The following is a 26,419-nucleotide window of genomic DNA, read 5'->3' as shown; positions in this document are numbered from 1 at the left end:
CCATCGCCGGTCATGACAGACCCGCCAGGTCGGTCCTGGTCCGGCCGAACACCGGGATGTTGGCGCGGGTGACCTCCCAGAAGCCGCGCTTGGGACCACCGCCGCCACCGCGACCGCTGCCGCGCGCGTAGTACCGCTCGACGTAGAACTGGCCGATCGACAGCAGCGTGGTGAGGATGACGTACCAGACGGTGGCCACCAGCAGCAGCGGCATGATGAGGAAGTTCTGGTTGTAGATCAACTGGGCCGAATACAGCAGGTCCTGGACGGCGATGACGCTCACGATGGAGGTCGCCTTGAGCATGCCGATCAGCAGGTTGCCGGAGGCGGGGATGATCGCGGGCATGGCCTGCGGGAGCACGATCTTGCGGAAGATCCGGCCGTTGCCGAGGCCGAGCGCCTGCGCGGCCTCGCTCTGTCCCGGGTCGACGGACAGGATGCCGCCCCTGACGATCTCGGAGGAGAAGGCGGCCACGTCGAGGGTGAGGCCGACGTAGGCGGCGAGGATGCCGCTGAACAGGTGGGCGGTCTTGACGGTGACGAATTCGTGGCCGAAGGGGATGCCGAGCGATATCCGCGGGTACAGCGAGGCGAGTTCGTACCAGAAGAGGAGTTGTACCAGCGGCGGCACGGAGCGCAGCAGCCAGACGTAGCCGAAGCTCAGGGCGCGCAGGACGGGGTTGCGGGACAGGCGCATCGCGGCGATGCCGATGCCGAGGAGGTAGCCGCTGGCCATGACGGCGCCCGTGAGCCACAGCGTGAGTTCCAGGCCGTGCAGGATCGATCCGCGCAGGAAGTAGTCGCCGACGGTGCCCCATTGGAACCGCTTGTTGGTCAGCAGGGTGTGCACCAGCATGGCGAACAGCACCAACAGGACCAGCGCGGAGACCCATTGGCCCGGCCTGCGCAGTGGTACGAGCCTGGCGGCGAGCAATTCGTCGTCCGTGGGGCGGCGGTCGAGGGCGCGCGGCGCGCGGGTCTTCCCCGGTTCGGCCGGTGGTGGAGGATCTTCGGGCACAGCGCGTAGGCGCTGGAAGGTGTCCTGGTGCTCCATGATCGGTGCTTCCCGTCTGGATGTGCGGTCGCGGCAGCGCGCGTACGGCGTCAACGGCCGCGTGCGGCGGGCGGGTTGACGTCGGGAAACGGCGGCGGGGGGGGCGAGCGCGCGGGGGTGTGCGGGGGGGGTGTGCGGGCGCGCGTCGGCGAACGGCTACGCGCCGCCGTGCGGGAAGCGGGGTCGACGTCCCGACGGGACGTGCGGACCTGCGGGCTCCTGGACGGTCAGCGGGCCGGGAGGGTTTCCGGACACAGGGCGCTGCTCACGCGCAGCAGGTCGACGTGGCGCCTGGCGACGTGGAGCTGGAAGGACCCGCCGGGGCGGGGTGTGCCGCCGCTGTCGTGTGCGCCGCGCATGCCCGTCCCCTCACTCGCGTCGGTCCTGCCGGAAAACAGCAATCACGGTAACCGGCCCGTGCCGTGGGGACAATGCCCGCGCGAGTGACGGAGATCGCACGCGGGACACGCATGAAGCGCCGTCCCGTACGGCCGACCCGGCGTTATCCGGCGTCCGGCGCCCCGAACGTCCGCAGTCCGGCGTCGATGAGGTTCGCGGCACGGTGCACGTCGACGGTGACCGCGTCCCGCACCTGGCCGGGCGTGCGGGTCCCGTCGAGGTGGCGGCCGAGGCTGCGGAACTGCACGGGCCACAGCCCGAGCAGTGCGGTGGCCGTGATCTGCGGCTCCGGGTCGCCGGGCTCCGCGCCGGTCCTGCGGGCGAGCAGTCCTGCGGTGACGGCGACGAGTTCGTCGCGGATCTCCCGTTGCTGGGCGCGCAGCGAGGGGGTCGAGTGGATGAGCGCGCCGAAGCGACGGAAGTCCGCGGCGGCGCCGGCCCGGTCGTCCTGGGCGGCGAGCCAGGAGGTGACGCTCGCCAACTCGTCGGCCAGGACCCGCAGCGCCGCCGCGACCGGTGAGAAGCCGGGCGCGGGGTCGGAGAGCGCCACTTCCAGCGAGGCCGCGGTCGCCTGCGGCAGGTCCAGGATCAGCGATTCCTTGGTCGGGAAGTAGTTGAAGACCGTCTTCTCCGACACCCCGCACGCCTCGGCGATTTCGGCGACCCGTACGGCGTCGAAGCCGCGCTCCACGAACATCCGCGTCGCCGCGTCGGAAAGCTGCTGCCGCATCAGGCGCTTCTTGCGCTCGCGCAGCCCCTCACCCTCGGGCTCCCCCGCGGCGGGCGCGCGCAGCACCGTCCAGTTCACCGTGCCCCTGCTCATGTGCACAGCATAGTGCGGGAGCATAATTTATTCTGCTACTGTAAATTTACAGTGACGGTAACTAAGGGAGGCGCATCACCATGAAGACCTGGCAACTGGTCAACATCCTTCTGTCGGCCGCGGTCTCGGGGATGTTCTGGGGTCCCTGGCTCGCCCTCACCCGGTCCATGCCGCGCTTCGAGCCGGACTTCATGCTGCCGCTCGTGCGGAGGCTGAGCCGGAACATGGCCCAGGTGATGACCGTGCTCATGCCCGCGGCGCTGCTGTCCGCGGTTCCCGTCCTGGTGCTGTCCTACGACGGGCACCGCCGCACGTTCTTCCTCACATCGGCGGCACTCGCGCTGTTCGTCGTCGCCCTGGTGGTGACGGCAGCCGTCGAGGTCCCGATCGTCACGCGCATCGGGAGCTGGACGGTCGACACCCTTCCCGACGACTGGCAGGAGCTCCGGGACCGCTGGGGCCGCTTCCACCTCGTACGCATAGGCGCGTCGGTGACCGGGGTCGCTCTCGTACTGGTCGCCGCGGTCTACTGAGCGCTCGTTCTCGGTACAGCGCGCCGGTTCTGGCCGAGCGCCGCCGGTCGAGTGTCGAAGTCTTCGCCCGGCTCATCGACCGGCTGCCCCCCGACGAGGCGGCGGCGCTGGCCGCCGCCGTCCCCGCGCTCGAACGCCTCCGCGCCCTGGACGACGCGCAGCGCGAGCCCGGCCCCGCCTGACCGGCGTCAGCGGCGTCAGCGGCGTCAGCGGCGTCAGCGGCGTCAGCGGCGGTGGAGCGTCTGCACCGCCTCCATCAGCACCTTCGGGTCGTGGCCGCCCTTGTGGACGGGCGGGGGCTGCCGCTCGAGACCGAGCAGTCCCGCCACGGCGGTCCACGCGGTGCGCACCGAGTACTCCACGGTGAAGACGACGTCGTCGGGCACTTCCGCGTACTGCCCGATGAAGGCCAGGTTGGTGGAACCCTCGGGGACCACCTGGGGGCGGTCGCCCGCGGAGCGGACCAGGAACTGGCTGGTGATGTACGGCATCATCGCCGGGATCACGATCGAGTCGTCCAGGATGCGCGGGCGCTCGGCGAACCGCAGGTGCTGAAGGACCTCGTCCAGGATCTCGCGGCCGGTGCACCGCGCCATCGGCTTGCCGACGAAGTCGCCCTCCCGGTCGGGGAAGAGCGCGTAACCCCACCAGACGTACGTATCCTCGGGCTGCTCACGGAAGTGCGGCTGGTGGTTGAGGACGATGGTCAGCAGCCACTTGGAGTCCTTGAACGTGATCAGGCCGCCCTTGCCCGCCTCGCTGCCGCTGAACTCCTCCATCAGCTTGAAGAAGAGCGGGTCCTTGGTCGTGACCGTGAACGACTCCCAGGTGGAGTCCTTGACGGAGGAGTCGAACACCTTCGGGTCGCCGAGCCCGCGGCGCTTGGCGGCCAGCGTCTCCCACAGCGCCCAGGACCCGGCGGTGCTCGTGGTGTCCAGGACGGGCACGGTGTCGGTGCCGCCGAGGGTGGAGTTCGCGGTCATCGAACCGTTGGTGACCATCACCAGGTCGTCGGGGCCGACCGCCGTCTCCTCGGTCGCGCCGCCGCGCACCCAGGTGATGGCCTCCACGGTGAGCTCGTCGCCCGGCGCGAGCCGCAAATCGGTGACGCGGGTGCCCAACTGCACGACGACGCCCTGGTCGGCGAGCCACTTCATCAACGGACGCACGATCGAGTCGAACTGGTTGAACCGCGTGCGGTAGATCCCCGACATGCTGTCGAAGGTCTTGAACAGATGCACGAAGCGGTTCAGATAGCGGCGGAACTCGATCGCGCTGTGCCAGGGCTCGAAGGCGAAGGTGGTGCACCACATCGCCCAGAAGTTGGTGTGGAAGAACTCCTCGTGGAAGCAGTCCGCGATGCGCTTGCCGTCCAGCAGCTTCTCCGGGGTCGCCACGCACGCCACCAACTCCAGACGATCGCGCTCGGAGAAGGTCATCGAGTGCGCGTCGATCACCTTCCCTTCCGCGTCCACCAGCCGGGCGTGGTCGTTCCAGGCGAAGTCCTCGTGGAAGGCGAAGGTGTCCTCGGTGACGGACTTGGTGGGGTCGTCGAGGGAGGGGACGGAGGACAGCAGGTCGTAGGTGCAGTCGAAGTGCACCTCGAACATCCGGCCGCCGCGCATGGTGTAGCCGCTCTCGGGCGTGCCCGCCGCGTCCAGGCTGCCGCCCTCGCGGTCCTGCTCCTCCAGGATCACGATGTCGGAGCCCGTGAATCCGCCCTCGCGGATCAGGAACGCCGCCGCCGAGAGCGACGCGATTCCGCTTCCCACCAGATATGCCTTGGCCACAGCCACTCCTCGATCGGTGTCGTTCGGTACGTCGGAACGTTCGGTGCGTCGGTGTCGGTCGGTGCGTCGCGCAGGTACGTCGGAGCAGGTGCGTCGGTGTCGGTCAGTGCGTCGCGCAGGTACGTCGGAGCAGGTACGTCGGTGTCGGCCGGTACGTCGGAGCAGGTACGCCGGGCACGTCACGGCCTCAGAGGCGGGCCCCGGTCAGGTGGGCGTAGACGACGACATTGCCCAGGTACTGCTGCCGCTTCTTGTCGAATCCGCCGCCGCAGGTGATCAGGCGCAGCTCCGGCCGGGAGGCGGGGCCGTAGACCTTGTTGTTCGGGAAGTCCTTGGCCGCGTAGACCTCGATGGCGTCGATCGTGAACAGGGCGGTACGGCCGTCCTGGCGGTCCACCTCGACGGCGGCGCCCTTCTTGAGCGCGCCGAGGTTGTAGAAGACGGCGGAGCCCTGCCGGGTGTCGACGTGACCGGCGAGGATCGCGGTGCCGACGGCTCCGGGCGCCGTACCGCCCCGGTACCAGCCCGCCAGATTCCGCTCGTCGTCCGGCGGCGCGTCGAGGTGGCCGTCCTGTCGCAGGTCGAGGCCGGTCACCGGGGCGTCGAGGCGGATGGAGGGAATCCGGACCTCGGTCGGCACCGAGGGCGGCAGCACCGTGATCGCCGGGACGCCGGGCCGCGTCGGCGTGGGGTTCGGCGTGTCGTCCTGCGCCGCGAACGCCTGGGCGGCGCCCGGCTGCGGCGGGGGCGTCTGCGACTGGGCACCGTTGCTGATCAGGGTGATCCCGACGGACACCGCGACCGTCGTCAGCACGGTCAGCGCGATACGGCGGAGCAGGCCGCTGCCTGCGGGGGCGTTGTGGTCCACGGGGTCTGCCTGTCTGACGTCACGTAGGGGGGAGGCGGCTCGGGCTGCCGAAAGACGCGGCCTCCCGGGGGACACGGCCAATCGGATGACGCGGCGAGAAGGCGCCGGGGCGCGGCCCCGCACCGCGCGGTACGACCACGGGGTACGGGGCACGGGTGCGACCGCGGCGGGGCGGTGAGGCCGTGACGGCCGGTGACCAGGACCGCGTCAGGGCTGCGCGCCCCGCGTCGGCGACCTCGCGTCGGACCTTCGTCAGACCTGGCCACCGGCGCGGCGGCGGCGCAGTACGAGGGTGCCCGCGCCGACGACACCGAGCAGACCGGCGCCGAGCGCGATCTCGGTGGTGTTGCCGCCCTCGCTCGTGCTGCCGATGCCGGTGTGCACGGTGCCGGACGGGACCTTGGCGTCCGGGCAGACGCGCGAGGCGTCGGAGGCCGTGACGTTGACCTGGTTCTCCAGCGCGGAGAGGTTGTCCTGCTCGGCGGTGCCGGGGTGGCCGCCCGCCGCGACCTGCTTCTTGTAGTCCGCCAGCGCGGCGTCGTAGTCGGCCTGCGCCTTGTCGGCGGCGGCCACCGCCTTGGTGCACTCGGCCGTGGTCTGCGGCAGCGCGGCGGCGGCGTGAGCGGCCGGAGCGGCCAGCGCGATGCTCGCACCGAGAACGGCGGTGCCCAGAAGCGTGTTGATCGAACGCATGAGTGATCCTCCAGCGAGTCCGGACGCGGATGCCGGTGCACCGCGACGGGGGAAATCCGTGCTCGCGCTTCCGAGGCAACCCGGCGGCCGGGCACCGCGCCTGCTGACAACCCGTCACTTCTGGCGGCATCCGGCAGCGTGTCGCGCTCGACATGCGGCAATTCCACAGGTCAGCGTGGTATCGCGGCTCCGCCCGACGCTCCGTCACTCGGATCGCCGAATGGGTGAGTCCGCGCGGGCACGCGTCCGGCCCCGTATCCAGGCGGCATCCGACCCCGTACCCGACCGTGAGCCCGGCGTCCGCTCCCGGCCGCGAGCCCCGCCTCCGCTCCCGGCGCATGCGACCGCCGGTCAGATCCAGCCGCGCCGGGTCGCGACCACCCCGGCCTGGAGGCGGTTGGTGACCCCGAGACACCCGTGGAGGCCGCTCATCCGGCGGCGCATCGTACGGATGGACCAGCCGAGCTGACGAGCGATGGCCTCGTCCTTCAGGCCGCCGACCAGCAGCGACAGCATCAGCCGGTCCTCCCCGGCCGGCGGGTCCTCGGCCGGGGCGTTCAGCGGGGCGGCCTGCTGCCAGCACAGCTGCCAGTGATCAGCTGCCAGCGGCTGGACTCCGTCGGCGGCTGGACCACCACCGACGGCGGCGGGCACTGGAAGGGGCTGCGCAAGGACGACGTCTACCGCGCCGTCGTGGCCGATCCGAACCGGCGCGGCCGGATCCGGCGCGGCGGCTACGGCGGCGTCTTCTCCTCCGACGACCTCGGCGTCACGCTCACCAAGGCGGCGGGCGTCGAGGCGCGGAAGGCGTCGCGCAGGGCCGCGAGGCGGTCCCGCGGCAGCCCGGCGGGGGCGAAGAGGGCGTGGCCAAGGTCCAGCACGTCGCTCAGCGCGTGCAGGGCGTCCAGCCGCAGGCCGGGGAGCGGGGTTCAACGCGTCGGCGATGTGGCGGCACCTGGAGGCGCGGGCGCTACGGGAGGGACCCGCCGCTCCCCCGTCGGCGCCGGTTCCGTAACGCCGACAGCCGCGCCTCCGCACAGGGCGGGGCACGGCTGTCGGCCCGTCAGGTCACCGCTACAGAAGTGGCGTTCAGAATGTTCAGGACACGGAGCCCCGTTCGCGATCCGTCCTGAAGTCGGCGTGCAGCCTGCGAGAGTGGTCCACCGTGCGGGCCGGGCCGGTCAGGGCGCAGACGACGGTGAGCCGCAGATCGGTGGAGGAGGCGCCAAGCCGCAGCTCCAACTCCCCCGGTTCCACGACGCGTCGGCCGTCGCGGCCGGTGAACGCGGCCAGGTCGGCGGGCACGGTGACCTCGACGCGAGCCGACTCGCCGGGCGCGAGGGCGACCCGGTGGTAGCCGACCAGCCGCTGCACGGGCTGCACGACCGAGGCGACCGGGTCGTGGAGGTAGAGCTGGACGACCTCGGTGCCGTCCCGACGACCGGTGTTGCGCACGGTGAAGGCGAGCGCGATCTCCCCGTCCGTCCCGGTGTGCAGGCGCGGCACGTCCAGGTCCGTCCACTGGAATCGGGTGTACGTCAGCCCGTGACCGAAGGCGAAGGCCGCCGTAGGGTCGATGCTGGAGACCTCGCTGGCCTTGCCGAGGCGCGCCGCCAGATACGTGGACGGCTGGACGCCGGGGCGGCGCGGAACGCTGACGGGCAGTCGGCCGGAGGGCTCGACCCGGCCGCTGAGGATTCCGGCGACGGCGGCGGTGCCCTCCTCGCCGGGGAAGAAGGACTGCACGACGGCGGCGGCCTCGGTGGCGGCGCGGCCGAGCGCGTAGGGCCGCCCGGCCAGCAGGGTGACGATCAGCGGGGTGCCGGTGCCCGCGAGCGTGTCCAGCAGGGTGTCGAGGAGCTGCTGCTGCACGCCGGGCAGCGTCAGCGACTCCGCGTCGCAGCCCTCTCCGCTGGTGCCGCGTCCGAACAGGCCCGCCCGGTCGCCGAGGGCGAGGACGACGGCGTCCGCGCCGCGTGCCACCCGGACCGCCTCGGCGAAGCCGTCGGTGTCGGCGCCGTCGATGCTCGCGCCGAGCGCCGAGACGATCCGCGCGCCGGGGAATTCGGCGACCAACGCCTCGCGCAGGGTGGGCAGTTCGATGCCGAGCGGGGTGTCGGGGTGCTGTCCGCCGACGTGTACGGGGAAGGCGTAGCAGCCCAGCACGGCGGTGGGGGTGTGGGCGTTGGGGCCGATGACGGCGATGGTCGCGGGGCGGTCCAGCGGCAGGGTGTCGCCGTCGTTGCGCAGCAGGACGACGCTCTGCTCGGCGACCTGCCGGGCGATGGCGCGGTTGGCGGGCGGGTCGAGGTCGACCCGGCCGCGCAGCGCCTCGGTGTCGATCCCGGCGTCGGTGAGGTCGGCCGTGCCGTCTGCGGGGGCCGTACCGTCGGCGGAGGCCGTGCCAAGGCCCTTGAGGGCGGCGGGAGTCGGGTCCCAGTCGGCGTCGAGGAGTCCGAGCTGTGCCTTCTGGATCAGCACCCGGCGTACCGCGCGGTCGACGAGGGCTTCGGGCACCTTCCCGTCGGCGACGGCCTTGAGCAGGGGTTCGCCGTACGCCTTCACGGTGGGCAGTTCGACGTCCACGCCAGCCGCGAGGGCGGCGGCCGCCGCTTCGCCGAGGGTGCCCGCCACGCCGTGCAGCGTCTGGAGGAAGGCGATGCCGAAGTAGTCGGCGACCACGGTGCCGGTGAACCCCCAGGTGTCCCGCAGGAGTCCGGTCAGCAGGTGTTCGTCGGCGGCGGAGGGGACGCCGTCGGTGTCGGTGTAGGCGTGCATGACCGAGCGCACCCCGCTCTCCCGGATCGCCATCTCGAACGGCGGCAGGATCACGTCGGCGCGCTCCCGTACGCCCATGCCGACCGGGGCGAGATTGCGGCCCGCGGTGGAGGCGGAGTAGCCAGCGAAGTGTTTGAGGGTGGCGACGACTCCGGCGGACTCCAGGCCCTGGACGTAGGCGGTGCCGAGGGTCCCGACGAGGTACGGGTCCTCTCCGATCGTCTCCTCGACGCGGCCCCAGCGGGCGTCGCGCACCACGTCGAGGACCGGGGCCAGGCCCTGGTGCACGCCGACCGAGCGCATGTCGTCGCCGATGGCGCGGGCCATGCGGCGGATCAGCGCGCGGTCGAAGGTGGCGCCCCAGGCCAGCGGTACGGGGTAGGCGGTGGCGCCCCAGGCGGCGAAACCGGCCAGGCACTCCTCGTGGGCGAGCGCGGGGATGCCGAAGCGGTTGGCCCCGGCGATGGCGCGCTGGGTGCGCAGCAGCGACAGCGCGCCGAGCGCGGGGTCGACCGGCGCGGTCCCGAACGACCGGGTGAGCTGCCCGAGTCCTTGCGGCAGCAGCGCCTCCAGGTCGACCGGTGCTTCCATCTCGTGCTGGAACGGGGCGACTTCGCCGCCGTCGTCGGACGCTCCGACCCAGACGCCGACGAGTTGCGCGGCCTTCTCCCGCAAGGTCATCGCGGAGATCAGCGCGTCGGCCCGCAGTTCGGGGGCCAGGTCGGGGTCGCGCCAGGGTTCGGTGACGGGTTCTGTCTCTTCGACCACGGTGTCGGTCACTTTCCTCCGACGCCCATGAGGCCCTGGACCAGGGCGCGCCGGGCGAACAGGTAGACGATGAAGATGGGCAGCATCGACAGCACCACCGCGGCCAGCAGGCCGGGGACGTCGATGCCGTGCTCTGTCTGGAAGTTGTAGAGGCCGAGGGTGATGACCTTGGACGAGTCGGACTGCGTCAGGACCAGCGGGAACAGGAAGCCGTTCCAGGACTGGAGCGCGGAGAAGACCACGATGGTGGACAGGCCGCCCTTGGACAGCGGCAGCACGAGCTGGAAGAAGACCCGCCAGGGCGCGGCGCCGTCCATCGCCATGGCCTCGTAGAGGTCGGGGGTGATGTCGCGCATGACGCCGGACAGGATCAGCGCGCACACCGGCATGGAGAACGCGGCGGTCGGCAGGATGACGCCGATGAGGTTGTCGTAGAGACCGGCCTTGGTGATGACGTAGAACATCGGCACGATCACGGCCTGCGCGGGGATGGCCAGGCCCAGCAGGAAGACCCGGAAGACGCCGGTGGTGAGGCGCCCACGGCCGCGGACGATCGCGTACGCCAGCGGCGGCACGAGCAGCAGCACGATGGCGACGACGGCGAGGGTGACCAGCACCGTGTTGAGGAAGTACTGGCCGAAGCCGTTGTGGAAGTCCTGCGTGTAGTTCTTCAGCGTGAAGTGCCGGGGGAAGCCCAGCGGGCCGCTCTTGAAGTAGTCGCTGCGGCTCTGGAGGGTCGCGGCGAGCATCACGTACAGCGGCAGGCCCACGAGGAAGAGCCAGACCAGGGAGCCGAGCCCGGCCAGGTAGTTGGGGCGGTGGCGGTTGGTTCGGCGTGTCATCACAGGCCCTCCGCCGAGCTGCGCATCTTGTCGTATCCGGAGACCTTGACGACGATCAGCGAGACGATCGTGGCGATCACGACGAGGACCAGGGCGATGGCGGAACCGCCGCCGAAGTCGAAGCTCTTGAACGCCTTTTGGTACATGTAGTAGGCGCTGATGGTGGTGTCGGTGCCGGGGCCGCCCTGGGTGAGGATCAGCACGGTGTCGAAGGTGGTGAGGCCGCCGACGACCATCAGGATCATCGAGGTGATCATGGTGTTGCGCAGTTGCGGCAGGGTGATGTGCCAGAACTGCCGGATGGTTCCCGCGCCGTCGATGGCCGCCGCCTGGTAGAGCACGGGCGGGACGGCGCGCGCGGCGCCCTGGTAGATCAGGGTGTGGAACGGGGTGTACTGCCAGGCGCCGACGAAGACGAGCACGCCGATGGCGCCGGACCGCATGCCGAGCAGATTTCCGTCCCCGAAGAGCCATCTGGCCTGTGCGGGCACACCGAAGTTGGGGTCGAGCATCGCCCGCCACAGGACCGAGATCGCGGTGGCCGACAGCAGCAGCGGGATGAAGTAGACCGCCGAGAGGATCGCGCGGTTGCGCTGGTGGCCCGCGGCCCAGACGCCGAGCAGCAGGCTCAGCGGTGTCTGGATCACGACGCCGAGCACCGTGATCAGCGCGCTGAGCCACAGGCTCTGGATCATGGTGTGGTCGTGGATCAGCGCCTTCCAGTTGGCCACGCCCGCCCACCGGGGTGAGCCGAGGCCGTCCCAGCTCGTGAAGGACAGCACGGCGACCAGCAGCAGCGGAACGACGGCGAAGCAGACGAAGAACAAGGTGGCGGGAACCGCCCAGGCCAGACCTGGGCGGGTCACCGCGGAGCCGGAGCGGCGGCCCATCCCGGCCCGGTGGGCCGTGCCGCTCCGTGCCGCAGGGGGCGATGTGGTGATCATGTGGAGGGTTCCCTGGTCAGGACGACGGCAGGGCCTGCATGGCCTTGATGAACCCGTCGGCGTCGAGCTTGCCGTCGAAGAACTGCTGGACCGCCGTGTGCATCGCGGTGCTCGCCGACTGCGGGTACGCCTGGTCCCAGGAGAGCTGGAAGGACTTCGCGTCCTTGACCAGGTTGTACTGGTACTTGGAGTAGGCGGGATCGGCCGAGGTGTCGAGGAACTTCTCGGTGTTCCTCGTCGTCGGCAGATTGCCGATGCCGAGCTGTGCCTGCACGAATTCGTCGCTGTACTGGAGCTTGAGGAATTCGGCTATCGCGTCCGGGTACTTGGTCTTCTTCAGCACCGAGTAGAAGTTGTTGGTGTTGCCCACCACGTCGGTCGGGTCGCCGACGCCGCCGGTCACGGTCGGGAAGGTGCTGAAGCCGAGGTCGTTCTTGGCGAAGTCGGCGTTGGCGTCCTGCTGGGTGGAGTAGTACCAGGAGCCCATCAGCTCGAACCCGGCCTTGCCGGTGGCGACCAGGGCCGCGGAGCCGTTGTCGGTGAACTTCACCGAGTCGTAGTTGGTGCCGAAGGCACCGGCGTCGACCAGCTCCTTGAGCATCGACAGCGCCTTCTTGCTGTCGGCGCTGGCCCAGGCGCTCTTGTCGCCCGCGAGCGCCTTCTCGAACAGGCCGGGGCCCGCGACGCGGTCGTAGACGTACTCGTACCACATCAGGGTCGGCCACTGGTCGCCGCCGCCGAGCGCGATCGGGGTGATGTGCTTGGACTTCAGGACCTTGACCGCGTTGAGCAGGTCGTCCCACGTCTTGGGCTCGGTCAGGCCCGCGTCGGCCAGCACCTTCTTGTTGTTGAAGAGCAGGACGGGCTGGGTGCCGCGCATCGGGATGCCGTAGGGCTTGCCGTCCACCTTGGCGCTGTCGAACACCGACGTCAGGAAGTTGTTCTTGAGCCCCGGGTCCTTGGCGATCATCTCGTCCAGCGGCAGCAGAAGCCCCTTCTTGACGAAGGGGGCGATGCTGCCGCCACCCCAGTTGAAGAAGACGTCGGGCGCCTGCTTGGTGCTGATGAGCGTCTGCAGCTTCTGCTGGTAGTCCGCGCCGGGGATGGTGTCGAGGACCGCCTTGACCTTGGACGTCTTGTTGAACGTCGCGACGATCTGCTTCTCGACCTTGTTGGTCGCGTCCCCGTAGACCAGCACGTGGAACGAGCCGGCGCCGCCCGAGTCGCCGCCGCTGCTGCCGCCACAGGCGGCCAGGGACATTCCGAGCACGAGCGCCACGCCGCCGGCCAGGGCTCTGGCGGTCGCGGCGCGGGAGAGCAATGCGCGCTTCTTCATCGGTCCAGCCTTTCGAAAGATTCGGCATCATCGCCGAAATTTGCTGCGCGCTGTGACGGTAAAGTGCGCCCGGAGAGGGGGTCAAGGCTCGCGTCACGGGTTACCAAAGCGTGACCCAACACCCGATCGGGCCACCGAACTGACGCGGTGTCGGCTTCGACAGTTTCGAGAAAGATGTCGGAACACGGGACGAGACCGGCGAGCGGGGCCGACGGCGGGCCGGACGCGGGGGCGGCCCTGCCTTACCGTTTCAATGACGTTTCAATTCCGCGCCGCGACAATGCGAAGCCTTGGCCGAAGGATGTATTGACCCCCAGCTCAATCGCGCCATAGGTTCAGCGGCGCCGAATTGAATCGTTCTTAGTGGTGCGGGCTGCGGGACGCGGCTCGTGGAACACCTGGAGCCCTCTTGTCCTCTGCGCATCCCCTCCGTGGCACGCTCTCCCGACGGTCGGTCCGCATCGCGCAGGCCGTCGCCGTCGTCGGCGCGCTCACCGCGACCATGGCCCTGTCGGGGCCGGCCTCCGCCAACTCCCCCCACTCCGCCTCCTGGCGGAAGTACGTACGGGCACCGTCGAGCCGCGAGGTGCGGCCGGTCGCCGTGACGGCCACCACCGGCGACGTCGCCCACCCTCAGGGCGTCCTCGGCAAGGGCACCGCCACCCTCAACAGGCCCGCCCCCAAGCCCGAGCCGACGTGGCCGGCCGACACCACGGCCACCGCCTCCTCGTACCACGACGGCAACAACGGCAACGACGGCAAGCCCCGTACCTACGTGCCGGGCAACGCGGTCGACGGCGACACCGACACGTTCTGGAACGACGCGAACGCGGCCACGTATCCCGCCTGGCTGGAGATCACCAGCCCGACCCCGGTCACGCTCCCCGGCATCACGGTGCTGTCCAACAGCGACGGCGTCCCGCAGGACTTCACCGTCGAGACCTGGGACGGCTCTGCCTGGACCACCCGCGCCACCGTCACCGGCAACTCCGACGTGCGGCGCGCGGTCGCCTTCTCCTCGTCCGTGACCACCGCGCGGGTGCGGATCACCGTGACCAAGGACCAGTCCTCGGGCAAGGGCGAGTACACCAGGATCAACGAGGTGTGGCCGGGGCTGGTCGCCGCCGAGCCGGTGCCCAGCGTCACGCTCGACTTCGGCAAGGTCGTCTCCGGCTACCCCCGGATCAGCTTCGCGGGCGCCTCGGACAACAGCCCCGGCGTGCGGGTGGCCTTCTCCGAGACGCTCGACTACCTCACCGACCGCTCCGACTACACGCGCTCCGACGTCTCCGGCGGCCCCGGCACCGATCAGTACGCGGTCCCCCGGCAGGGCGGGATCTGGACCGACCACAAGAGCTGCCTGAGCGGTACGAAGGTGTGCGCCGACGGTCTGCACGGCTTCCGCTACATGAGGATCAGCCTGGACGCGCTCCCCTCCGACGCGCCGCTCGCGCAGCCGTCGGGCACCGTGCGGATCGACGGTGTCTCGCTCGACTTCACCCCGTTCCTCGGCACCCCGGACTCCTACACCGGCTGGTTCGAGTCCTCGGACGCCGAGCTGAACCAGTACTGGTACGACGCCTCGTACACCAACGAACTGGTCACCGACACCTTCCGGTCGGACGACGTCGACCCGCGCAACGCCGACAGCCCGACGCTGGACGGCAAGCTCGTGCTGCACGACGGCGCCAAGCGCGACCGCGACCCGTATGTGGGCGATGTCGCGGTCTCCGGCCGCACCACGTATCTGACCCATGACGCGGCGGTCGCCGCCAAGAACGTGCTGGCCGACCTCGCCGACCACCAGCGCGGCGACGGCTGGATACCGCCCGCCTCGATCAACACCTACACGCTCCCGCTGTTCGACTACCCGCTGTGGTGGGTGACCAGTAGCTGGGACTACGTGCTGTACACCGGCGACACGGCCTACGCCCGCGACTACTACGCCAACCTGGTCAAGACGCTGGACAGTTGGTACCCGAGCGTCACCGACGCCAACGGCCTGCTGTCCAAGGGCCTGAACGGCACCGGCGGTTACGGCGACTACGCCTTCCTGCCCCGCAGCGGCGAGGTCACCTACTACAACACCCTCTACGTCCAGGCGCTCAAGGACGCTGCGGCGCTGGCGACGTCACTCGGCCACGGCGCGGACGCCGACCGCTGGCAGAAGCGCGCCGCCACCGTGAGCACGGCGATCAACACCCGTCTGTGGGACAGCGCCGCGGGCGCCTACCTCGACTCGGCGACCGGCGCGGTACGGCACGGGCAGGACGGCAACGGCCTGGCCGTGGTCGCCGGGGTCGCCGACCCGACGCGCGCCGCCTCGGCGCTCGACCACCTGTCCCGGACCACCGCCCAGCCGTACGGCAACGCCTTCATGGACAACAACACCCTGGTCCCGGACGGCTCCCAGCGGGTCTACGCCTTCACCTCGTACCCCGAGATCCAGGCCCGCTTCCTGGCGGGCAAGGCCGACTCCGCCATCGACGAGATCAAGCGGCTGTACGGCTGGATGGCCGGGCACGGGCCCCGCATCACCGACTGGGAGGGCATCGGCCCGGGCGGTTCGATGTACGAGGGCGGCTTCACCTCGGCCGCGCACGGCTGGTCGACCGGGGTGGTCCCGGCACTGACCAACGACCTGCTCGGCGCGACGCCCGTCACTCCCGGCTTCGCCACTTGGAGCGTCGCACCGCATCCGGGCTCCGTCACCTGGGCGCGCGGTCAACTTCCCACGCCGCACGGTCCGTTGACCGTCGACTGGAAGCGCGGCGGCGGTGACCGGCAGTTCACGCTCGACCTGACGGCGCCCAAGGGGACGTCCGGTGTCGCCGACCTGCCCGCGACGGGCACGCGCGTCACCGTCAAGGTCGACGGCCGGGTCGCCTGGGACGGCTCGGGGGCGCACGCCTTCCAGGCCACGCTCAAGGACGGCCGGGTGACGCTGCGCGGCATCCCGGCGGGCAGCCACACGATCACGGTGACCGGCAAGGCGTCCTGAACCGTCCGCCGCACACGCCCTCTCCCGGACCGGCGCCTCGGCCGGTCCGGGAGAGGCCGGTCTCAGGAGCGGTCCGGGAGCGGCCGGTCTCAGGAACGGGCCGTGGATTCCGGGAGAGCCGTGGAATCCGGGACATCCGTGGAACCGACGTAGTGGACGGTCGGCCGGGGGTGCATCAGGAAGTCGTGGTGCGAGATGTTCCAGGCGTAGGCCCCGGCGAGCGCGAACAGCACCCGGTCGCCCGCGCGGAGTCCCGCCGCCGGGACCCGCCGGGCGAGCACGTCCTTGGGTGTGCACAACTGGCCTGCCAGCGTGACCAGTTCGCCGTCGGCCGCCGAGCGCGGCCACGGGTGCGGCCAGTCGTCGACCGGCAGCAGCGCGCAGGGCTGGTCGTGGCCCTTGGCCGCCGGGGTCCGCAGATGGTGGGTGCCGCCGCGCAGCACCGCGAACTCCTCGCCGTGGCTGGGCTTCACGTCCAGCACGTCGGTGGCGTACCAGCCGCAGTACGCGGTCAGGGCGCGGCCCGGTTCGATGCGCAGCAGCGGTCCGGGGTGGGCGTCGAGCAGCCGGGCGAGCCCCTCGCCGTACGCGGCCCAGTCGAAGCGGTCCGCCGGGCGGGTGTAGTCGACGGCCATGCCGCCGCCGACGTTGACCTCCCGGAGCGGGACGCCGTGCCGCGCCGTGAGGTCACTCGCCCAAGCGACCACGGCTTCGGCGACGGCGAGCAATCGCGGCGCCGGGAGGCCGCTGGCCAAATGGGCGTGCACACCGCGCAGTTCGAGGTGCGGATGGCTGCCGTCGGTGAGCGCGCGGACGGCCGCGTCGGCCTGCGCCGGATCGAGGCCGAAGGGCGAGGGTCCGCCGCCCATGGCCAGCACTCCCGTCGCCAACTCCCCCGGTGCGACAGCGAGGTTGAAGCGCAGCAGCACGCCGACGCGGGTCCCGCGCGCGGCCACGAGATGCGCGAGCACGCGCAGTTCGTACGCGCTTTCCACGTGGAAGCGGTCCACGCCGAGGTCGAGCGCGGCCGTGATCTCGGCGGGGGTCTTCCCCGGTCCGCCGAAGGCCAACGGGCGGCCGGGCACCGCCGCCCCCACATGGGCGGCCTCGCCGCCGGACGAGACCTCGTAGCCGGTCACGTACGGGCCGAGCGCCGCCAGGATCTCCGGCTCCGGGTTGGCCTTCGCCGCGTAGTACAGCTCCGCCCGCTCGGGCAGCGCCGCCCGCACGGCCGCCGCGTGCGCGCGCAGCGCCGCCAGGTCGTAGAGGTAGGCGGGCAGTTGGGAGGTCGGAAGGGCGAGAGCCGTGGTCCGTACGGAGTCGGGGACAGCGACAGGTGCGGGTGCAGGTGCGGGTGCGGTCATGACTGCGTCCTCGCGTCGTCGGGATCGCGGTCGGCGCCGCGCACGGGGTGTCCGGGTCCGCCGTCCGGTACCGGCAGGACGTGCTCGGCGAGCGGTGCCGGCAGGACGTCCTCGGCGAGCGGCGACGGCAGGCGTACGTACCCCGCGAACCGGTCGGCCGCGCGTTCCCAGCGGGTGAGGAGATTGGCCTTGGCGGGCAGCGGTGCTCCGGCGAGCAGGGCGTCGAGCCGGGGGTGATGGCCGTGCTCGTCCGCGTGGTCGCGGATGGCGCGGCGGACCTCGGCCCACAGGGCGGGTTCGGTGTCCGGGTGGAGGTCGGCGAGGGCGGCCAGCATCTCGGCGACGTGGTTGACCAGCAGGCAGTAGACCACCCGGTCCCAGCCCCGGTCGGCGTCGTAGCGCAGGGGCTCCGCGACCTCGGGCGGCAGCGCGGCGAGGGCGTCGGCGCAGGGGCCCGAGAGCAGTTCGGGGACCAGTTTGGTGCCCTCCAGGTCGCGGAAGAGCACCTGGACGGGGTCTCCGTCGGTGTCGACGCAGACCAGCACGTTCTGGAGGTGGGGTTCGAGCACCACGCCGTGGTCGAAGTAGGCGGCAAGCACCGGGGGTACGAGCAGCCGCAGGTAGGCGCGCCACCAGCGCAGGGCCGCCGCCGGGCCGCCGTCCGCGACCAGCCGGGAGATGTGCCCCGGTCCTGTCGGGTACTCGTCGGCGACGGCGGCGGCCAGCAGCGCGGTGCCGCCGGGGCCGAGCCGCCGGTCGAGCCCTTCCCTGACGATCACGCCGAAGCCTTCGAGCAGCGACTGGTCGGGGCGGCCGTCGCGGCCGGGCAGGGCCAGGCTGCGGTAGGCGGGCTCGCGCAGGACGTCGGCGCCGGGGAAGCGGGCGGCGAGGTCGGCGAAGGCGGGCCGCAGCATCCGGGTCAGGGCGACGGCCCCGGCCAGTTCGTAACTGGCGTTCTTGCGCAGGCAGTTGGTGATCCGCACATTGAGGCTGAATTTGAGGAAGGTGTCGCCGTCGTAGAGGGTGCGGACGGAGGCGGTGGCGGCGAAGCGGGTCCTGCCGGGGCCCAGGTCCAGCACGTCGCGGCGGTCCAGGGCGGCGCGCAGCGCGGGGTGGCGGCGCAGCAGGTCGTACTGCCAGGGGTGGGCGGGCAGCAGCCGGTAACCCGTGGGCACGGCCGCGAGCCGGTCCAGCGGGTCGGTGGCGCCGGGCTCGGCGCACTCCTGGACGGTCAGATCCTCGCGCACGGCGAGCAGCCGCAGCGGGAAGGACGCCGAGGTCTCCGGTGCGTAGGCGGCCCATGAACCGGGGTCGCCGCCACGGGACTTGGGGGCCGGGTGGAAGCGGTGGCCATAGACGAGCGACTGTTCCGAGGCGAGGTATCCGGCGAGCGGGAGCCCGGCCGCGACGGGGCGCGGGGCGCACAGCGCGGTGGCGACTCCGTGGTGGCTGGACTCCACCTGGTCGAGGAATTCGTCGTTGGGCACGCCGGTGAGCGAGGTCAGCTCGGCGTGGGTGTGTTCGGCCAGCCGTCGCCAGTCGATCTCGGTCCAGTCGTCGTGGCCGGTCTGTTCCGTGACCGGTCCCGCGAAGCGGTGCGCGCCGAGCAGTGAGGTGCGGCGCAGCGCGACCCGCAACCGTACTCCGGTGCGGGGCAGCCGTACCAGCAGGCGGCCGTCGATGACGGCGGTCTGGTGCTCGGGCCCCGACACCTCGCGGAGCAGGCAGTTCAGCAGGGTGTGGGCCACGGCCCGGTCCGCGTCGGGCAGTCCCGCGTGCCGGGCGCAGTCGGCGGGTCCGGTGATGGTGGGCAGCGTCATCAACGGCTCCGCAGAAGGTAGTTGGGTCCGGTGGTGTAGTGCTTGTTGATGTCGGTGGCTCCTGAGCGGTCCTTGGTGAGCAGCGTGCCCGCGCTCACCATCGCTTTGACGGGCAGGCGCGGTGCGTCGAGCACACGCGCGCGCAGGGTCTCGCCCGCTTCGCCCGGCCCGGTGCCGAGCCGCCGCGCGGCCCGGTCGAGCAGGTCGCGTACGCGGCCGAGCAGGTCTTCCAGCGGGGCGCGGCCGAGCCGCGCGAGAGCGAACGCGTAGGCGCCCGCGCACAGATGGACGGTGATGGTGGTGAACAGATCGGCCACCGGGCCGTCGTCGTCCACCAGGATGCGCGGGTCGTCGAAGGCGGCGCGCTCCGGCGCGTCGGGGCCGAGGGCCGCGCGCAGCCGCACGCGGTTGACGCGCAGGCCGTCGTCGTCCTTGAGGAGCAGGCGCAGCCGGGTGCGGCCTTCGGGGTCGTCCAGCAGCAGCGAGATGTTCTGCTGGTGGGACTCCAGGGCGATGCCGTATCCGAAGAGCGTGGTCTGCCAGTCGAGGAGCAGGGTGAGGACCGCGTCGAGCAGGGCGAGCGGGTCACCGCCGTAGTAGCGGTCGGCGAGGTGGTCGATGACCGGCCGGCCGTCGGGAGCCTCGGCGAGCAGCGCGGCCATGGGCAGGACGGCGCAGCCGTCGAGGCCGGGCGGGTGGCGGCGGACAAGCACGGCGAGGAGTTCGTGGCCCGCGTGCGCGAACCGGGTCTCGTCGGCGTGCAGCACGCTGTCGCGGAAGCGCGGTTCGCGCGCGGTCACCGCCTCCAGCAGCCGCTGCCCGGCCGCGCCGTCGATCAGGCTGCCCGGTTTGATCGTGCGCCGGTTGAGCAGCCCCAACGTCGAGGTGGCCAGGGGCAGTTTGAGGTGGGTGCCGGGGTCGGCGAGGACCGCGACGGTGCGGGTCGACAGTGTGGGCGCCACCTCCAGGTACGTACGGTCGGCCAGTACGGACCTGCCGTCGAGGCCGGTGGCGCGCAGCGCGTCCCGTAGCGGGCCGTCCGCCGTGAGGGGGTGGACGGGGAAGGCGACATGGGTGCCGTCCAGCTCCTGCGGCAGGCCGAGGGTGAGGGCGGACGGCCGCAGGTCGCCGAGGCCGAGGCCGTCGGGTGCCCGATCGCCGTCCGCGCCCTGCACGGTGACGGCCTCCCTGGGCAGGGCGAGCCAGCGCAGGGCGAAGCGTGGCGCGAATTCGGGCGCGTGGGCGATGAGTTGCTGTTCCGTCAGTCCGCTGCGGGCGGCGGAGGTCGGGTGCACCGGGTGGCCGTACCGGGCGGCCAGGGTGTCGTACGCGAGGGCGCCGGTGAGTCCGGTCCACCCGGCGGGGTCACCGCCGTGGCGTGCGGTGAGCCGGGCCACGGTGTCGGCGCGGGTCGCGGTCCGCAGCCGCAGGGCGGTCAGCGCGTCCCGGTACTCGGTCGCGAAGGCGGTGAAGCCCGCGCGGTCCTCGGGCGCCGCGAGAGCGCGCAGCGCCGCCAGGACGTCCTCGCCGGTCGTCAACTCCCGCCCGCCGGGTTCCTGGAGGAGCAGCGGAAGCCGGGCGGCGTACTCGCTCTGGAAGCCGTCCGCCGTGACCGGCACCAGGAGCGCCGACTCCTCCCCTGCCGGGTCGGTCACGGGCAGCGGCAGCGGCAGCGGCAACACGTCCGCATCGGCCTCGGGGACCGGCAGTCGCAGCCAGTCGCCGTCGGGGCGGCGTACGAGGGCGCTGCCGGTGCGCAGGCGCACGACGTCCTCGCGCAGCAGCGTGCTCAACACGTCGATCAGCAGGGCGCGTTCTTCGTCTCCGGCGGCCCGGCCGGTCACCGTCACGGCGTGATCTCCCAGCGGTGCTCGGCGAGGAAGCCGGTGACGGCCTGCTCCACGGCGTCCTCGTCGGGTCCGATGGCCCGGACGACGCCCAGCAGGTCGCGGTTGGTGCGGTGCAGCGGATGCCGTTCGCCGACCGCCCGCAACGGCCGGTAGGTCAGGCGCACGCCGTCGGCCGTCAGGTCGGCCGGGCCGGGGGCGGCGGTGAGGGTGCCCGCCTGCCGCGCGTAGGGGTAGTCGAGCCGGGCGGCGCGGCCGGTCGCGGTACGCAGGTAGGCCGGGAGGGGTTCGCCCAGATGGGTGCGGAGGATGTGTTCGAAGAGCGGCAGGTCGAGCAGTTCGGCCAGCAGCAGGTCGCACTGGTCGCCGATGGCGCGGTAGTTGACCTCGATCAGGCGCGCGCGCCCTTCGTGCAGCACGAATTCGGTGTGGCAGGCGCCGAATCCGACGCCGAGGGCGTCGAGTTGGGCGAGGACCTGGTCGACGACGGGCGCGGGGTGCGCGGGGACGAAGGTCAGCCGCTCCTCGATGAAGTACGGCGGCGGGGACAGCGTGGTGCGGAAGCCGCCCAGCACATGGCGGGTCGTACCGTCGCCGAGGGTTTCCAGGGTGAGCAGTTCGCCGGGCAGGAACTCCTCCACGACCAGTGCGGCGCCCGGCCGGTCGGCCTGGATCCGCCGGACGCGGCGCTCCAGGTCCGCCGGGTCCTCGGCGCGTACGACGTCCTCGCTCGCCACGCCCTCGCGCGGTTTGACGACGCAGGGGTACGGCACGTCGAGTCCGGCGAGGCAGGCCGCCGGGTCCTGGCCCGCGGGCAACTGCGCCGACCACACCGTGTCGACGCCCGAGGCGGCCAGGACGCGGCGCGTCTCGGCCTTGTCCTTGGTGCGCAGCGCGGCCTGCCAGCTCTTGGCGGGCAGGCCGAAGTAGTCGGCGGCCAGGGCGGCTTGGACCTGGAGGTGGTCGCTGTTGGTGAAGACGGCGTCCGGCGGCCGATAGGCGGAGACGCGGGTGATGACGGCGCGGAAGTCTCGTACGTCGCACTCCAGGACGCCGACCGCCGGATCGTCGCCGTACGCGGCCCGGTGCGCGGCGGGCTGGTCGGTGAGGACCGTGACGTCCAGGCCGAGGCGGCGGGCGGCCGGGAGGAATCCCTCGGTGACCGAGTCGGTCGGGTTCAGAGCCAGCACATAGAGCCGCATGAGGGTCCACTTCCGGGCGCGCAGTCGTTCGGGCCGACGGTCGTGGGACGACCGGTGACCAGGGGCGCGACGAGCCTAAGTTAGGTATGCCTAACTCTGTCAATTCGCCCCGGCGCGGCGTCGGTTGACGCCCGTGGGCACCGGCGCGTCGGTGCGATTGTCATGCTGTCTGCTGATCCGATCATGTCCACCGACCGGCGCGCGACACCGATTTCCGCCGTGCCCGGAGGTCCGCCGCCGCCCCGGTTCGCACGTCGTCCGTCCACCGTCCGACCTGAGCGCGGACGGGCGGTGGACGGCCCTTGGACAGCAGGTGAAGCGGGCCGAACCGCCCTACGCCATACGGGGGTTCGGGTGGCGCCGGGCCGCGGCGGCGTCGTTAGCATGTCCGGAGATCCGCGATCTCCCCTGGCTCTCCGTGCGATCGGGGCCAGGGCGGAGGGCGGCCGATGACGTCGGATGGAGGTCCGGGTGGACGGTTTCGCCGAGGCGGTGCTGGAGCGGGTGCGCGTGGCTCGGGAGGCGGTGGCCGCCGCGGGGCGGGCGGGGGACGCGTACGCGTTGGCCGTGGCCTGCGACGAGTTGGACGACGCGCTCCGGATCGCCCGCGCGAACGGGGTCGAGGCGGACCTCCCGGAGGACGGGGACGGCGGCGGCGCGGAGACCGGCGGCTGACCGCGGCCCGACGCCCGGCCCGCACTCCCCGGCACCGCACCCGTCCGGCCCCGATCCCCCCTGGCGCGAACCCGCCTGTTATCCGCCGCCGCCCATGGGCAGCCTGGGAGCAGGGGTCCCGATGCGGCGTCCGCCCCGCCGTACAGTGTCCGGCACACCGCGACGAGGGGATTCGGCATGATCACCGAGCCGGAGATGGTCGAGGAGCCGGAGCCCGACCGCCCCGCCCCCGACATCCTGAGCGGCGCGGGTCACGCGCCGCCGTCGCTGCGCTCCGCGCTCTCCCGGCTGCGCACCCGCCTCCCGCCGCCGCGCTCCCCCGCGGACCCGTACCGCGTCCGCGACACGGGCGGCGGTCACGGCGGCGAGGACAGGGGGCCGACCCTCAAGCCCTGGCGGCCACGGCCCGAGGGACGCCGGGGCCGCGTGCTGTGGGCGCTCGGCGGCGTCGTCACGGCGTCGGCGGTCTGGCTCGCGGTCCTCCAGTTCACCGGTTACGGCGGCCCGCGGCCGGACCTGCACGGCTATCACCTCGCGGACAACCCGTGCACCAGCGACAATCTCCAGCCGCTGTCCGACGCCTTCGGCACCGAATTCCTCCAGGGCATCCCCGTGATCACCAAGGGTCCCGCCCTCGACCACGCCGCCTGCACCCTGACCACGTCGGTGACCGGGAGCGGCGACTGGGAGACGACGTACACGGTCACCGTCACCGTCGACCTGCACAAGAAGTCCGACGTGCACGCCGAATTCGCGGACCTCTCGCATGTGATCGTCCCCGACCCCACGACCGCGGGTTCCGGCGACTTCCTGTTCATGACCGACTCGCCCGAGGTCACCAGGGCGCTGCGCGGCCTCGGCGACCAGGCGTTCACGATCTACGGCACCGCGCGGCAGGCCGTCACCGTCCGGCACGGCGGCGCCGTCTTCTCGCTCAGCGTGGACGGCATCAAGCAGTGGAACGGCGTGGCCGCCCGCCCGCTGAACGCCGACGGCTCCCCCATCGAGGCGACCCCCGCCGACACCATCGCGCTGCGCCCGGCGCTCATCCGGGCCATGCGCCGCCTGATGAGCGCCCTCGCGCACTGAGCCGAGCCCTGTCGAACCGAACCGAGTGCCGAGCCGAGCCGAGTGGAGCCGGGCCGAGTGGAGCCGGGCCGCGTCGGGCCGACTCAGCCCACCGGCCCGGCGCGCGGCCCGCCGCCTCACGTGCCCAGGACGGCCCGCAACTCCGGCTGGAGCGCGTCACCGTGGGCGCGCACCATGTCGTCGCACAGCTCCCAGATCCGTTCGACGGGGAGCGAGGCGGCCGTCGCCGGGTCGGTCATGGCGGCGTGCCGGATGTGGCGGGGGTCGCCCTCGATCGCGGCGCGGACGACGAGGTCGGTGGTGCTGAGGTAGGTGCGGTTCAGCGCGGCGCACTGCGGCGGCAGCGCGCCGATCCGGGTGGGCTGGACGCCCAACGCGTCGACCAGGCACGGCACTTCGACCGTACCGGCGGCCGGGAGGTCGTCGATGAGGCCGTGGTTGGGCACATTGCCGTAGATGGTGCGCGGGGTGCCGGTGGTGATGCTGTGGATCACCTGCGGCGCGTACTCCATCGTGCCCTCGACCGGCAGCGGGAGTCCGGCGGCGAGCGCGGCGCGGGTCTTCTCGTACGCGGCGACGTTCTCGTCCACGATGCCGAGGTACGCGCCGACGGGCAGCCGCAGCCGCTCGATCTCGCTGTCGTGGTGCAGGTACCAGGGCACGTACTCGGAGGAGTGCTCGCTGGTCTCGGTCGGGTAGTAGCCGAGCCGCCGGTACATGTCGACGCGGACCCTGCGGCGCAGTTGCGGGTCCTGCGCGATGAGCGCGTCGAGCCGCGGGTAGATGTCCTCGCCCTGGTACTCGAAGCGCAGCACCCACGCCTGGTGGTTGACGCCCGCCGCGTGGTAGGTGACCTCTTCCAGCGGGATGCGCAGCAGTTCCGCCAGGTCGTGCATCGTCCAGTACACCGAGTGGCACAGGCCGACGACCCGGGTCAGTCCGGTGGCCTCGGCGAGGTACTGCACGTTCATCGCCATCGGGTTGGTGTAGTTGAGCAGCCAGGCGTCGGGGCAGACCTCCGCGATGTCCCGGCCGAGTTCCCGCAGGACGGGGAAGGTGCGCAGCGCGCGGAAGATGCCGCCGACGCCGAGGGTGTCGCCGATGGTCTGGCGCAGGCCGTGGCGGGCGGGGACGTCGAAGTCGGTACGGGTCGCCTCGCCCATGCCGACCTGGATGATGTTGATGACGAAGTCGGCGCCTTCCAGGGCCGCGCGGCGCTCGGCGTGCGCGGTGATCAGCGGCGCCGCGCCGCGCTCGGCCGCGATGTGCCGTGCGGCCCCGTCGGCGGTGGCCAGCCGCTCGGCGTCGATGTCGTGCAGCGCGATGTGCACGTCCTTGAGCTCGGGGAAGGCGAAGAGGTCGGCGAGCAGGCCCTGGGTGAAGACGACGCTTCCGGCACCGATGAAGGCGATCTTGGTCGTACGGGTGGCGCCGCTGGTCGTCGTGCGGGGTGTGGTGCTGGCTGTGCTCATGACGGGTTCTTTCCGTTGCGGGTGGTGGCGGCGCGGGAGGCGCCGAGCGCCTCGTCCCAGGTGGGTTGGGCGGTGGTGCCGCCGTGCGCTCGGGTGGACAGGGCGCCGCAGGCGGCGGCCAGGGCGAGGGCGGCTGCCAGGGGCAGGCCCGCCAGGGTGGCGGCGACGAAGCCGGCGTCGAAGCTGTCGCCCGCGCCGACGGTGTCGAGCGGCCGTACGGGGACGGCGGGGGCGCGCAGCGGGCCGCGGCCGTCGTGGGCCAGGGCGCCGTCCGCGCCGTTCTTCACCACCACCAGCGGACCGCGCGCGGCGAGCAGGGCCGCGGCCCGCTCGACGTCGGCGGGCTCGGGGTCCCCCGCCGGGATCTTCCCGCGCGCCTCGGGGTCACCGGACGCGGTCTCCCCGCCGGCCGCCAGGGCGCACGCCTCCCTGGCGTTCGGCAGCAGGATGTCGGTGACGGGGAGCAGCGCGGCGATTCCGGCCGGGTCCCAGTCGCCCGCCGGGTCGTCGTTGGTGTCGAGCGAGGTGGTGGCGCCGTGCGCGCGGGCGGTGCGGAAGAGGTCGGGCAGCGCGGTCGCGAGTCCCGGCAGCAGGAAGTACGAGGCGGCGTGCACATGGCGGCTGTGCGCGAGCAGCGCCTGGGGCACGTCGGCGCCGACGGTGGCCGTGAGGGTGCCGGGCGCGGTGAGGATGGCGCGGTCGTCGCCGCGGGTGAGCACGGTGGTCAGCGGCGTCGGCAGGTCCGGGTCCACCCGCAGCGCCGCGGTGTCGACGCCGCGCTCGGCCAGGGCGGTACGGACGTACCGGCCGGTGTCGTCGTCGCCGATCCGGCCGGCGATGGCGACCTTCAGGCCGAGCCGGGCGGCGCCGCACGCCATGATCGCGGCGGAGCCGCCGAGGGTCAGCAGGCCGGTGGGGACGAGCTGTTCGCGCTGGCCGAAGGCGAGCGGGGCGTCCAGCGGCCCCAGGACGATGTCGGGATTGGCGTCCCCGATGACGAGCAGGTCGAACGTGTCCGGCATGAGCTGGCTTTCTGTGGTGGTGGGGCGGAGGTCCGGCGGCGGGAGTCCGGGCGGTGTCCCGTCGTCCCTTCGGGCGACGGAGCGGGTCCGTCCGTCCTC

At 72.1% G+C, this 26,419-nt stretch carries 22 protein-coding genes; 4 read left to right on the top strand and 18 right to left on the bottom strand.

The genetic code is table 11. The features are described 5' to 3' along the window. Positions 1-10: 10 nt before the first annotated feature. The 3 genes from ACIP4Z_RS22870 to ACIP4Z_RS22860 all read right to left on the bottom strand — a co-directional run bounded on the left by ACIP4Z_RS22870 (position 11) and on the right by ACIP4Z_RS22860 (position 2,276). Positions 11-1,054: an amino acid ABC transporter permease gene (locus tag ACIP4Z_RS22870; RefSeq protein ID WP_355345709.1), complete on the bottom strand. Its 1,044-nt coding sequence runs from the start codon at positions 1,052-1,054 to the stop codon at positions 11-13. Positions 1,055-1,281: 227 nt separating this feature from the next. Continuing rightward, a complete protein-coding gene (locus tag ACIP4Z_RS22865) occupies positions 1,282-1,413 on the bottom strand; it encodes a putative leader peptide (protein WP_355345712.1) in 132 nt (43 codons plus the stop codon). Between the two features lie 143 nt (positions 1,414-1,556). Then, positions 1,557-2,276: a TetR family transcriptional regulator gene (locus tag ACIP4Z_RS22860; protein WP_355345715.1), complete on the bottom strand. Its 720-nt coding sequence runs from the start codon at positions 2,274-2,276 to the stop codon at positions 1,557-1,559. An 80-nt stretch (positions 2,277-2,356) separates the two neighbouring features. On the opposite strand from ACIP4Z_RS22860, the gene ACIP4Z_RS22855 reads away from it, so the two are divergent. Continuing rightward, positions 2,357-2,809, top strand: coding sequence for an anthrone oxygenase family protein (locus ACIP4Z_RS22855; protein WP_401310877.1), 453 nt, complete (start codon positions 2,357-2,359; stop codon positions 2,807-2,809). Positions 2,810-3,033: 224 nt separating this feature from the next. Here ACIP4Z_RS22855 and ACIP4Z_RS22850 read toward each other — a convergent pair whose 3' ends face one another. From ACIP4Z_RS22850 to ACIP4Z_RS22810, 9 genes are all read right to left on the bottom strand, one after another. Beyond that, complete coding sequence (locus tag ACIP4Z_RS22850) at positions 3,034-4,605, bottom strand: oleate hydratase (RefSeq protein WP_401310874.1); 1,572 nt, start codon at positions 4,603-4,605, stop codon at positions 3,034-3,036. Positions 4,606-4,786: 181 nt separating this feature from the next. After that, positions 4,787-5,467, bottom strand: a complete 681-nt coding sequence (locus ACIP4Z_RS22845; protein ID WP_401310872.1) for a class F sortase — start codon at positions 5,465-5,467, stop codon at positions 4,787-4,789. Between the two features lie 252 nt (positions 5,468-5,719). Beyond that, positions 5,720-6,160, bottom strand: a complete 441-nt coding sequence (locus tag ACIP4Z_RS22840; protein ID WP_188279498.1) for a hypothetical protein — start codon at positions 6,158-6,160, stop codon at positions 5,720-5,722. Between the two features lie 351 nt (positions 6,161-6,511). Further along, positions 6,512-6,814 (bottom strand): hypothetical protein, encoded by a 303-nt coding sequence (locus ACIP4Z_RS22835; protein WP_401310868.1) that lies wholly within the window; start codon positions 6,812-6,814, stop codon positions 6,512-6,514. A gap of 80 nt (positions 6,815-6,894) precedes the next feature. Then, a complete protein-coding gene (locus ACIP4Z_RS22830) occupies positions 6,895-7,041 on the bottom strand; it encodes a hypothetical protein (RefSeq protein ID WP_401310866.1) in 147 nt (48 codons plus the stop codon). Positions 7,042-7,258: 217 nt separating this feature from the next. Further along, a complete protein-coding gene (locus ACIP4Z_RS22825; RefSeq protein ID WP_401310863.1) occupies positions 7,259-9,718 on the bottom strand; it encodes a beta-glucosidase in 2,460 nt (819 codons plus the stop codon). Then, positions 9,715-10,548 (bottom strand): ABC transporter permease subunit, encoded by an 834-nt coding sequence (locus tag ACIP4Z_RS22820; protein ID WP_391045476.1) that lies wholly within the window; start codon positions 10,546-10,548, stop codon positions 9,715-9,717. Before ACIP4Z_RS22820 ends, ACIP4Z_RS22825 begins: the two co-directional genes overlap by 4 nt. Then, a complete protein-coding gene (locus tag ACIP4Z_RS22815; RefSeq protein WP_401311287.1) occupies positions 10,548-11,489 on the bottom strand; it encodes a carbohydrate ABC transporter permease in 942 nt (313 codons plus the stop codon). The genes ACIP4Z_RS22820 and ACIP4Z_RS22815 overlap by 1 nt, the downstream gene beginning before the upstream one ends. Positions 11,490-11,508: 19 nt before the next feature. After that, positions 11,509-12,828: an extracellular solute-binding protein gene (locus ACIP4Z_RS22810; protein WP_355345733.1), complete on the bottom strand. Its 1,320-nt coding sequence runs from the start codon at positions 12,826-12,828 to the stop codon at positions 11,509-11,511. 409 nt (positions 12,829-13,237) lie between these two features. Here ACIP4Z_RS22810 and ACIP4Z_RS22805 point away from each other — a divergent pair, with 409 nt between their 5' ends. Then, on the top strand, positions 13,238-15,829 hold the full coding sequence (locus tag ACIP4Z_RS22805) for an alpha-L-rhamnosidase C-terminal domain-containing protein (protein ID WP_401310860.1): 2,592 nt from the start codon (positions 13,238-13,240) through the stop codon (positions 15,827-15,829). Between the two features lie 89 nt (positions 15,830-15,918). Here the strand turns inward: ACIP4Z_RS22805 and ACIP4Z_RS22800 are convergent, their stop codons facing one another. From ACIP4Z_RS22800 to ACIP4Z_RS22785, 4 genes are read right to left on the bottom strand one after another with little or no spacing between them, the layout of a single operon-like run. Then, a complete protein-coding gene (locus ACIP4Z_RS22800) occupies positions 15,919-17,193 on the bottom strand; it encodes a type III PLP-dependent enzyme (protein ID WP_401310857.1) in 1,275 nt (424 codons plus the stop codon). After that, the gene (locus tag ACIP4Z_RS22795) at positions 17,190-19,013 is read right to left on the bottom strand and encodes an IucA/IucC family protein (RefSeq protein WP_401310854.1); all 1,824 of its coding nucleotides are present in this window, start codon (positions 19,011-19,013) and stop codon (positions 17,190-17,192) included. The genes ACIP4Z_RS22800 and ACIP4Z_RS22795 overlap by 4 nt, the downstream gene beginning before the upstream one ends. After that, positions 19,013-20,857, bottom strand: coding sequence for an IucA/IucC family protein (locus ACIP4Z_RS22790; RefSeq protein WP_401311285.1), 1,845 nt, complete (start codon positions 20,855-20,857; stop codon positions 19,013-19,015). Before ACIP4Z_RS22790 ends, ACIP4Z_RS22795 begins: the two co-directional genes overlap by 1 nt. Before the next feature lie 2 nt (positions 20,858-20,859). Next, complete coding sequence (locus ACIP4Z_RS22785) at positions 20,860-22,062, bottom strand: acetyl-CoA carboxylase biotin carboxylase subunit family protein (RefSeq protein ID WP_401310851.1); 1,203 nt, start codon at positions 22,060-22,062, stop codon at positions 20,860-20,862. 471 nt (positions 22,063-22,533) lie between these two features. Between ACIP4Z_RS22785 and ACIP4Z_RS22780 the strand changes: the two genes are divergently transcribed. Then, the gene (locus ACIP4Z_RS22780; RefSeq protein WP_401310848.1) at positions 22,534-22,737 is read left to right on the top strand and encodes a hypothetical protein; all 204 of its coding nucleotides are present in this window, start codon (positions 22,534-22,536) and stop codon (positions 22,735-22,737) included. Between the two features lie 177 nt (positions 22,738-22,914). Continuing rightward, positions 22,915-23,826, top strand: coding sequence for a hypothetical protein (locus tag ACIP4Z_RS22775; protein WP_401310845.1), 912 nt, complete (start codon positions 22,915-22,917; stop codon positions 23,824-23,826). A gap of 116 nt (positions 23,827-23,942) precedes the next feature. Here the strand turns inward: ACIP4Z_RS22775 and ACIP4Z_RS22770 are convergent, their stop codons facing one another. Beyond that, a complete protein-coding gene (locus tag ACIP4Z_RS22770; RefSeq protein WP_401310842.1) occupies positions 23,943-25,298 on the bottom strand; it encodes an alpha-glucosidase/alpha-galactosidase in 1,356 nt (451 codons plus the stop codon). After that, positions 25,295-26,320 (bottom strand): carbohydrate kinase family protein, encoded by a 1,026-nt coding sequence (locus tag ACIP4Z_RS22765; protein ID WP_401310839.1) that lies wholly within the window; start codon positions 26,318-26,320, stop codon positions 25,295-25,297. Before ACIP4Z_RS22765 ends, ACIP4Z_RS22770 begins: the two co-directional genes overlap by 4 nt. Positions 26,321-26,419 lie beyond the last annotated feature (99 nt).

It is taken from the genome of Streptomyces sp. NPDC088910 (assembly GCF_044749865.1).
Lineage (GTDB): Bacteria > Actinomycetota > Actinomycetes > Streptomycetales > Streptomycetaceae > Actinacidiphila.
The sequence above is the reverse complement of the archived record's forward strand: the minus strand, read 5'-3'. Positions and strand labels throughout refer to the sequence as shown.